Consider the following 736-nt stretch of genomic DNA (forward strand, 5'->3'; position numbering starts at 1 on the left):
GCTTTTTTCGCGATGCCTTTGATGTATTGGTCGTTGAGGAACAGACCAACCAGAGCTTTGGCTTCTTCTGATTTCGCGAGTTTAACGAAGTATTTGCGTTCAATGTCGAGTGCTTCGTTACGTGCAAAGCGTGCGCCTTCTTCAATCGTGATAACGGCTGTCATTGGCGCAGGGTAGTGTGGACCGGCTACTTGTGCCACTAGGCCTTTTGCCATTGTGAAGCTCATCATCGACTCTAGCTTGCTGAGTGTCAGTGGCGAGGTTTTTTGTTTACGACGTGCTTGCCAATCGATCTTTTCGTTGATAGCTGAAGTCAGTGTTTGCAATGCGGATTCATACAACGCATCAGTTTCAACCACAGCATCCAATAAACCAATCTTTAAGGCTTCATCTGCACGACATGCTTTGCCTTGCGTGATGATTTCCATCGCGCTATCTGCACCGATAACACGCGGCAAACGCACACAACCGCCAAAGCCAGGCATGATGCCAAGTTTGGTTTCTGGTAGGCCAATGCTGGTGGTTTTATCACCGATACGCATGTCGGTAGCCAGTACGCATTCGCAGCCGCCGCCAAGTGTGTGACCTTTAAGTACTGAGATTGTCGGAACGGGTAAGTCTTCTAGTTTATTGAAGATGCTATTGGCAAATTGTAGCCATTGATCGAGCTCGGCGTCTGTTTTAGCGAAGAGGCCCAAGAATTCAGTGATGTCTGCGCCAACGATGAACGCGTCTT

General features: G+C 48.5%; 1 protein-coding gene. It reads right to left on the bottom strand.

Annotated features, from left to right (window positions below; all coding sequences use genetic code 11):
* Nucleotides 1-736: enoyl-CoA hydratase-related protein (locus tag R7R78_RS26065; RefSeq protein ID WP_225474606.1), on the bottom strand; the 736-nt coding region annotated here is incomplete at both ends.

It is taken from the genome of Vibrio sp. 2134-1 (genome assembly GCF_033339495.1).